This window comes from Arhodomonas sp. KWT (assembly GCF_010993615.1).
Window position 1 is genome coordinate 3799 of sequence record NZ_WNXE01000019.1, and the last position, 8434, is coordinate 12232.

6 protein-coding genes, 1 tRNA gene and 1 pseudogene are annotated in these 8434 nt (G+C 69.9%); 3 read left to right on the plus strand and 5 right to left on the minus strand.

Annotated elements, in window-relative coordinates:
• Positions 1-609 (plus strand): annotated as a pseudogene (locus G7A99_RS05725) (helix-hairpin-helix domain-containing protein); the annotation flags it as partial.
• A 137-nt stretch (positions 610-746) separates the two neighbouring features.
• On the opposite strand, the gene G7A99_RS05730 reads toward G7A99_RS05725, so the two are convergent.
• Positions 747-821: transfer RNA gene (locus G7A99_RS05730), tRNA-Asn, on the minus strand.
• Between the two features lie 63 nt (positions 822-884).
• Entirely contained in the window at positions 885-2078 is a 1194-nt protein-coding gene (locus tag G7A99_RS05735) for a pyridoxal phosphate-dependent aminotransferase (RefSeq protein ID WP_205599749.1), read from the minus strand.
• A 137-nt stretch (positions 2079-2215) separates the two neighbouring features.
• On the opposite strand from G7A99_RS05735, the gene uvrB reads away from it, so the two are divergent.
• Together uvrB and G7A99_RS05745 are read left to right on the plus strand one after the other, a co-directional pair.
• The gene (uvrB, locus tag G7A99_RS05740) at positions 2216-4240 is read left to right on the plus strand and encodes an excinuclease ABC subunit UvrB (protein WP_163139174.1); all 2025 of its coding nucleotides are present in this window, start codon (positions 2216-2218) and stop codon (positions 4238-4240) included.
• 106 nt (positions 4241-4346) lie between these two features.
• Complete coding sequence (locus tag G7A99_RS05745; protein ID WP_163139175.1) at positions 4347-5321, plus strand: radical SAM protein; 975 nt, start codon at positions 4347-4349, stop codon at positions 5319-5321.
• Positions 5322-5628: 307 nt separating this feature from the next.
• On the opposite strand, the gene G7A99_RS05750 is transcribed toward G7A99_RS05745, so the two are convergent.
• Genes G7A99_RS05750 through G7A99_RS05760 form a run of 3 tightly spaced genes read right to left on the minus strand, consistent with a single transcriptional unit; the run spans position 5629 to position 8132 of the window.
• On the minus strand, positions 5629-6408 hold the full coding sequence (locus G7A99_RS05750; protein ID WP_018718572.1) for a MetQ/NlpA family ABC transporter substrate-binding protein: 780 nt from the start codon (positions 6406-6408) through the stop codon (positions 5629-5631).
• Between the two features lie 39 nt (positions 6409-6447).
• Entirely contained in the window at positions 6448-7125 is a 678-nt protein-coding gene (locus G7A99_RS05755) for a methionine ABC transporter permease (RefSeq protein ID WP_163139176.1), read from the minus strand.
• Positions 7122-8132: a methionine ABC transporter ATP-binding protein gene (locus G7A99_RS05760; RefSeq protein WP_018718570.1), complete on the minus strand. Its 1011-nt coding sequence runs from the start codon at positions 8130-8132 to the stop codon at positions 7122-7124. Before G7A99_RS05760 ends, G7A99_RS05755 begins: the two co-directional genes overlap by 4 nt.
• Positions 8133-8434 lie beyond the last annotated feature (302 nt).

Below are 8434 nucleotides of genomic sequence, written 5' to 3' on the forward strand. Positions count from 1 at the left end.
CTTGTGCTGATCGTCGCGGCGCGTGGGCGGGGCGAGCAGGCCGGCGCGGCGGTCGCGCGACTGGCGGAGACACTGCGACGGCACGCCAACAGCGCCCCCCTGGTTGGGGCCAGCGATCGTCTGCCCGGAATCGCCGCGGCCCTGGACGGGCGGCGTGTGGCGGCGAACCGCGGGACGGAGGACGCCCTCGCCTTGCTCGTTCTCGTCGGGCGACGGCTGGGCGTACGGCTCCCGGCGGAGACGGTGACCGGGCTCCTGTACGAGGTGGACGACCTGGCGCGCGAGAACGGGCCGCGAACGCGTCTCCAGGACTGGATGCTGGAGGTCTTCGCGGATGCGGCCGGCCTGCACCTGGTACCGCAGGAAGAGGACCAGGAACAGGGGCAGGCGCAGAGGCGGGCCGAAACGTCGGGGACGACCGCCTACTCGGAGAGCGGGGACATCGACATCGATACCGCGGATTTCGACTGCCTGCATGCCATCCCGCACATCGGGCCCGAGCGGGCGCAGGCGATCATCGGCAGGCGTCCGCTCGAGGGTATCGAGCAGCTCACCGCCCTCGGCGGTATCAGCCCGAAGCGGCTGCAGAGATTCGGGATTTCGGCGTGACGGGCACCGAGGGTGACGGCCGAGCGGGAGGTCTGCGCGCTGTGCCTACCCGTGGATCCCGCGTCCGCAGGGAAACGTTTCGATTGCGGGGAAGGCTTTGGGGGGACCAGGGGCTTCGTGCGAGCCCCTGTGGAATTTGGCTCCCCGGGACGGATTCGAACCGCCGACCCAGTGGTTAACAGCCACTTGCTCTACCGCTGAGCTACCGGGGAATGGCGTTAGCCGTGAGCTGCGTATTGTAATGGCCGCGCCGGTGGCGTCAATACCCGCGGCCCTCAGAGGGCCTCCGCCAGGCAGCGTTCGATCCGGTCCACGGCCTCGCTCAGGCGCTCCTCGCTCGTGGCGAAGGAGAAGCGCAGCCGCCCGGGCAGGCCGAAGGCGGAGCCGGGTACCACCGCGACCTCCGCGTGTTCCAGCAGCCACTCGGCGAGCGCCGTATCGTCGCCGACCTGCGGCAGTTCGCGGATCAGCCGGCGGCAGTCCGGGAAGCAGTAGAACGTGCCCTCGGCGGGGCGGCAGCGCACGCCGGGCAGGGCGTCCAGGCGCGAGACGAGCAGGTCGTGGCGGCGCCGGAAGGCCTCGCGCATGGGCGCGATCGCCTCGCCGCCGTGCTCCAGGGCGGCGAGGGCCGCGGCCTGGGAGACGCTGCTGGCGCAGGAGGTGGACTGGGACTGGACCCGTGCCATCGCGGTGATCACCGGCGCCGGGCCGGCGGCGTAGCCGATCCGCCAGCCGGTCATGGCGTAGGCCTTGGACACGCCATTGATCACCACGGTCCGCTCGCGCAGCGCCGGGCAGGCGTTGACGATGTTCGCGAACGGCGCGCCGCCCCAGTGGATGTGCTCGTAGATGTCGTCGCTGGCGACGAGCACGTCCGGATAGCCCTGCAGGACCTCGCCCAGGGCGGCCAGCTCGTCGCGGGTGTAGGCGATCCCGGTCGGGTTGGCGGGGCTGTTGAGGATCAGCAGCCGGGTGCGGTCGCTGACCGCGGCATCCAGGGTGTCCGGGGTAAGGCGGAAGTGCGTGCGCTCGTCGGTCTCCACGATCTCCGGCACGCCGTCGACCAGGCGCACGATGTCCGGGTAGGAGACCCAGTACGGCGCCTGGATGATGGCCTCGTCACCGGCGTCGAGGACGGCGGCGGCGAGGTTGTAGAGGCACTGCTTGGCGCCGGTGCTGACCATGACCTCGTCGCGCCCGTAGTGCAGGCCGTTTTCGCGCGCCAGCTTGGCGGCGACGGCGTCGCGGAGCGCGTCCGTGCCCGGGACCGGGGTATAGCGGGTCTCGCCGGCGCGGATCGCCGCGACCGCCGCCTCCCTGATAGGCTCGGGGGTGTCGAAGTCGGGCTCGCCGGCGCTCAGGCCGATCACGTCGCGGCCGTCGGCCCGTAGTGCCGCGGCCCGCGCGGTCACGCTCATGGTCGGCGACGGCCGCACCCGCTGCACCCGTCGTGCGAGTTGAAACGCCAAGATCCACCTCCACCTGTACCGGCACACACGCGGGTAGCGCGACGCCGCCGTCCGGCGGCGACACGCCGCACCGGGTCCGTTACCCGGCATAATGCCGGGGATGATACGCCAACGGCCAACGGAGGCCGAAATCCCCTATGGCTGATGAATTCGTCCTGAATTCCGATTTCGAGCCGGCCGGCGACCAGCCGGCGGCCATCGAGACCCTGGCAGAGAGCCTGGAGGACGGGCACCTGGACCAGACCCTGCTGGGCGTGACCGGCTCCGGCAAGACCTTCACCATGGCGAGCCTGATCGCGCGCGAGCAGCGCCCGGCGGTGATCCTCGCGCCGAACAAGACGCTCGCCGCGCAGCTCTACGGCGAGTTCAAGGCATTCTTCCCCGACAACGCCGTGGAGTACTTCGTCTCCTACTACGATTACTACCAGCCCGAGGCCTACGTGCCCGCCTCGGACACCTATATCGAGAAGGACGCCTCGGTGAACGAGCACATCGAGCAGATGCGCCTGTCCGCCACCAAGGCCATCCTGGAGCGGCGGGACACCATCATCGTCGCCTCGGTGTCCTCGATCTACGGCCTCGGCGACCCGCAGGCCTACCTGTCGATGGTGCTGCACCTCTCCCGGGGCGAGCGCATCGACCAGCGCCAGATCCTGCGCCGGCTCGCGCAGCTGCAGTACCGGCGCAACGATCAGGACTTCTCCCGTGGCACCTACCGCGCCCGCGGCGACGTCATCGACATCTTCCCCGCAGAGTCCGACGAGGAGGCGGTGCGCGTCGAGCTCTTCGACGACGAGATCGAGCAGCTCGCCTGGTTCGACCCGCTCACCGGCGAGGTTCTGCGCCGGGTGCCGCGGCTGACGATCTACCCCAAGACCCACTACGTCACCCCCCGCGAGCGGCTGATCGCGGCGGTGGAGGACATCAAGGTCGAGCTGCGCGAGCGCCTCGACGAGCTCAAGGGCGCGGGCAAGCTGCTGGAGGCCCAGCGCTTGGAGCAGCGCACCCTGTTCGATCTGGAGATGATGCAGGAACTCGGTTACTGCAACGGCATCGAGAACTACTCTCGCTACCTCTCCGGCCGCGCCGCCGGCGAGCCGCCACCGTGCCTGTTCGACTACGTGCCCGAGGACGCGATCCTGTTCGTCGACGAGTCCCACGTCACCGTACCCCAGCTCGGCGGTATGTACCGGGGCGACCGGGCGCGCAAGGAGACGCTGGTGGAGTACGGCTTCCGGCTGCCCTCGGCGCTGGATAACCGGCCGCTGAAGTTCGAGGAGTTCCGCCGGCTTCAGCCGCAGTCCATCTACGTCTCGGCCACGCCCGGGCCGTTCGAGGCGCGCCACTCGGCGGCCACCGCCGAGCAGGTGGTGCGGCCCACGGGGCTGGTGGACCCGGCCATCGAGCTGCGTCCCGCCTCCACCCAGGTGGACGACGTGCTCTCCGAGATCCGCGACCGGGTCGGGGCCGGCGAGCGCACGCTGATCACCACGCTGACCAAGCGCATGGCGGAGGACCTCACCGAGTACCTCCACGAGCACGGCGTGAAGGTGCGCTACCTCCATTCCGACATCGACACCGTCGAGCGCGTGGAGATCATCCGCGACCTGCGCCTGGGGGTGTTCGACGTGCTCGTGGGCATCAACCTGCTGCGCGAGGGCCTGGATATCCCCGAGGTCTCGCTGGTGGCGATATTCGACGCGGACAAGGAGGGCTTCCTGCGCGCGGAGCGCTCGCTGATCCAGACCATCGGCCGCGCGGCGCGCAATGTCCACGGCAAGGCGATCCTGTACGCGGACGCGGTTACCGACTCCATGCGCCGGGCCATGGACGAGACCGAGCGTCGGCGCGAGAAGCAGCTCGCCTTCAACGAGGAGCACGGCATCACCCCGCAGACCATCCGCAAGGCGGTGGCGGACGTGATGGAGCGCGAGGCGCCCGGTGCCCCGGACACGGCCGAGCACTTCGCCGAGGAGACGGACTCCGCGCTGCCGTACGCCCGGCTCTCCGCTGCGGAGGCGGTCAAGGAGATCAAGCGCCTGGAGCGGGAGATGCACGAGCACGCCCGCAACCTGGAGTTCGAGGAGGCCGCGAGGCGGCGCGACGAGATCCGTCGGCTGGAGACCCATGCCCTGGGCGAGCCGGGCCGCCAGAGCGCGTGAACGCCTGCGTACGTAATCCGGCGTATTCCGTGCCCGCGCGTCCGCGGGCTATAACGACCCCGTGGCCCGGCGCGCCCGGGCAGGGCAGCGACAAGGAGCGGGCCGTTTGAGTACCCACGCCGAAAAGACCGCCGCGCAGACCGGCTATTTCCTCAAGCCGGGCAAGTTCCGCGATCCGGTGACCACCGCCGACGGCGAGCCGCGTGCCCGCGTGGCCCTGCGGCGCCTGGAGACGCTGTGGTTCAACACCGGCACCCTGTGCAACCTCACCTGCCGGAACTGCTACATCGAATCCTCGCCCCGCAACGACCGCCTGGTCTATATCGCTCACGAGGAGGTCGTCGCGTATCTCGACGAGATCGAGACGCAGGGCATGGGCACTACCGAGATCGGCTTCACCGGTGGCGAGCCGTTCATGAACCCGGACATGCTGGCGATGCTGGAGACGGTGCTCGCCCGGGGCTACCGGGCGCTGGTGCTCACCAACGCCATGCGCCCGATGATGAAGCACGCCGAGGCCCTGGCGGCGCTCAACGCCCGTTACGGCGGGCGGCTGGTGATGCGCGTGTCCATGGACCACTACACGCCGGAGTGGCACGAGTGGGAGCGCGGGGCGCGTACCTGGCGCCCGGCGATGGACGGCCTGCGTTGGCTCTCGGCGGAGGGCTTCAATATCGCCGTTGCGGGGCGGCTGTTCTCCGGTGAGACGGAGGCCGTGGTCCGTGCCGGCTTTGCCGCGCATTTCGAGCGCGAGGGCATTGCCATTGATGCCGGCGATCCCGCGGCGCTGGTGCTGTTCCCGGAGATGGACACGGCCGTGGACGTGCCCGAGATCACCGAGGGCTGCTGGTCGAAGCTCGGGCGCTCGCCGGACAGCGTCATGTGCGCCGGCTCGCGCATGGTGGTCAAGCACCGCGGCGCCGAGCGCCCGTCGGTGGTCGCCTGCACGTTGCTGCCCTACGACCCCGGTTTCGAGCTCGGCGGCACCCTGGCCGAGGCGGCCGGCGAGGTGGCGCTGAACCATCCCTTCTGCGCGCAGTTCTGCGTGCTCGGCGGCGCGAGCTGCAGCGCCGGCGACTGAGCCGGCGCGCTGCCGCCGCGTCCGTGCGCCCCGCGGGTCCTCCGGGGCACGCGTCGGGCTGCGTCATTCACGAGACCGTGGCGCGATGTCCGCCGTGCGAGCGCGGGGCGGGGGCAGCTTCCCGTGCAGGTGCGTCACGGATCCTTTTGCAGGTCGAGCGACGACCCCGGTGCGGATCGGGGAGCGTATGCCGTTCAGGGGGTGCCACCCGGGCGGGTGTCGGGGCCGCCGGTGCGAGGGCATGGCGGTCCCGTGACGAGCGGGCCGCCGGGGTATGGCCCCGATGGCCCGCATGCGGCGGGGCGGGTCAGAACGCCGGCACGACCGCGCCGTCGTACTTGCGCTCGATGAAGTCCGCCACCGCCTGGCTGGTGAGCGCGTCGGCGAGCTTCTGCACCGCCTCGCTGTCGCGGTTGTCCTCGCGGGTCACCAGCACGTTGACGTAGGGGGAGTCCGCGCCCTCGATCGCCAGCGCGTCCTCCGTCGGGTTGAGGTCCGCCTCCAGCGCGTAGTTGGTGTTGATCAGCGCCAGGTCCACCTGGTTGAGCACGCGGGGCAGCATGGCCGCCTCCAGCGCCTGGAACGTCAGGTCCTTCGGGTTGGCGGTGATGTCCTGCGGCGTGGCCAGGATGCCCGCCTCGTCGGAGAGCCCGATCACGCCCGCCTTCTCCAGCAGCAGCAGCGCCCGCCCGCCGTTGGTCGGATCGTTGGGGATGGCAACGGTCGCGCCGTCCGGGAGGGCGTCCAGGGAGTCGACCTCGCTGGAGTAGGCGCCGAAGGGCTCGATGTGCACGCCGGTCACCGGCACGAGCGAGGTGCCGCGGCCCTTGTTGAATTCCTTGAGATAGGGCGTGTGCTGGAAGTAGTTGGCGTCGATGCGTCCCTCCGCGACCTGCACGTTGGGCTGCACATAGTCGGTGAACACACGGATCTCGAGGTCCACACCCTCCTTCGCGAGGCGGGGCTTGATGAACTTCAGGATCTCGGCGTGGGGCACCGGTGTTGCCGCGACGCTGAGGGTCTCGGCACCGGCGCTGGCGAACGGGGTCGCGAGGGCCACGAGGGCGATCAGGAGCAGACGTTTCATGGGAGTCCTCCGTGTCGGTGTATCCGGATAGGGGATGGCTCAGCGGCGGCTGAAGTACAGCACCAGCCGGTCGCCGAGCATCTGCAGCAGCTGCACGAGCACCACCAGCAGGATGACGGTGACGATCATCACGTCGGTCTGGAAGCGCTGGTAGCCGTAGCGGATGGCCAGGTCGCCGAGGCCGCCTCCACCGACCACGCCGGCCATCGCGGCGTAGGAGACCAGGGTAATGGCGGTGACGGTGACCCCGGCGATGATCCCGGGCAGGGCCTCCGGGAGCAGCGCGCCGAAGACGATCTGGGGCGTGGTCGCGCCCATGGCCTCCGCCGCTTCGATCACCCCGCGGTCGACCTCGCGCAGCGAGGTCTCCACCAGGCGGGCGAAGAACGGTGTGCCCGCCGCCACCAGCGGCGGGATCACGCCGGCCACGCCCAGCGAGGTGCCGACGATGAGCACCGTCACCGGGATCATCACGATCAGCAGGATGATGAACGGCACCGAGCGCAGCACGTTCACCACGAAGGAGACGATGCCGTAGACCGCCGGCTGCGCCAGCGGCTGGCGCTTGCCGGTGAGGAACAGCAGCACGCCCAGGGGCAGGCCGAAGGCGACGATGAACAGCAGTGAGCCGCCCACCATCAGCGCCGTGTCCCAGGTGGCGCTGCCGAGCTCCCACCACTGGACGTTGGGCAACAGCTCGTTCATCAGCCCGCTCATCGCCGGACCACCTCCACGTGCACGTCCTCGGCGTCGAGCCGGCGCAGCGCCTCGTCCACGTCACCGCCGACCATGGAGAGCGTGAGCTGGCCGTAGGGGGTGTTGCGGATGTGGTCCACCCGGCCGGAGAGGATGCTGAAGTCCACGCCCGTCTCCCGGGCGAGCTCGCCGAGGATCGGGGTGTAGGTGGCCTCGCCGCGGAGCGTGAGCTTGATGATGCGCCCCTCGACGTTGTGGAAGTCGTCCCGCCGCTCGTCCTCGTCCACGTGCTCGCGCTCGAAGACGAACCGGCGGCTCGTCGGGTGCCGCGGGTGGAGGAAGACCTCGGCGGTGTCGCCGCTCTCCACCACGGCGCCGTCGTCCATCACCGCGACGCGGTGGCAGATCCGGCGGATCGCGTCCATCTCGTGGGTGACCAGCACCACGGTGATGCCGAGCTCCTCGTTGAGGTCGGCGAGCAGCTGCAGCACGGACTGCGTGGTCTGCGGGTCCAGCGCGCTGGTGGCCTCGTCGCAGAGGAGGATGCCCGGTCGGCAGGCCAGCGCGCGGGCGATGCCCACGCGCTGCTTCTGGCCGCCGGAGAGCTGCGCGGGGTACTTGTCTGCCTGGCCGGCGAGCCCGACGCGCTCGAGCAGGGAGTCGACGCGCTCGCGGATCTGCCCGCGACTGTAGCCGCCCGCGAGCTTCATGGGGAAGGCGACGTTCGCGCGCACGCTCTTCGAGGAGAGCAGGTTGAAGTGCTGGAAGATCATCCCCGTCTCGCGGCGCAGGGTGCGCAGGCGCTCGTTGCGGTAGTCGGTGACGTCGCGGTCGTTGACCCGCACCCGCCCGCTGCTCGGCCGCTCGATGAGATTGATCATCCGTAGCAGCGTCGACTTGCCCGCACCGGAGTGGCCGATGATGCCGAAGACCTCGCCGGGGCGGATGTCCAGGGAGACGTCCCGGAGTGCCTCGATGCGGCGGTCCTCGATCTCGTATGTCTTGTCGATACCCTGGAATTCGATCACTGCGTCATCGATGGGCTGAATGTTGATGGGTTATAAAAACGGTATCACCGCAACCGAAAAATTATAAATCAGCGACGCCGACCGCCGATAACGCGATTCATGCTTTGCAAATAGCGGCTGGTACTGAGTGCGGATGCAGGCAGACAGGGATGCCGGTACACCCGGTGCGGCGCTGTGTCGCGCGGCCGGGGCGACAGGGTAGCGATGGGCGGGCACGGTGGCAACGCCGTGGGACGTCACGGCGGGGGAGGCGTCAGGGCCGGGCCCCGGCGTGGCCGGGGCCCGGTTTGCCGCCGTTACGG

What these genes read in the sequence shown, in the direction of transcription:
- uvrB (WP_163139174.1), top strand. Translation starts at nt 2,216, where the DNA reads ATGGCTGATGAATTCGTCCTGAATTCCGATTTCGAGCCGGCCGGCGAC.
- G7A99_RS05750 (WP_018718572.1), bottom strand. Translation starts at nt 6,408, where the DNA reads ATGAAACGTCTGCTCCTGATCGCCCTCGTGGCCCTCGCGACCCCGTTC.
- G7A99_RS05755 (WP_163139176.1), bottom strand. Translation starts at nt 7,125, where the DNA reads ATGAGCGGGCTGATGAACGAGCTGTTGCCCAACGTCCAGTGGTGGGAG.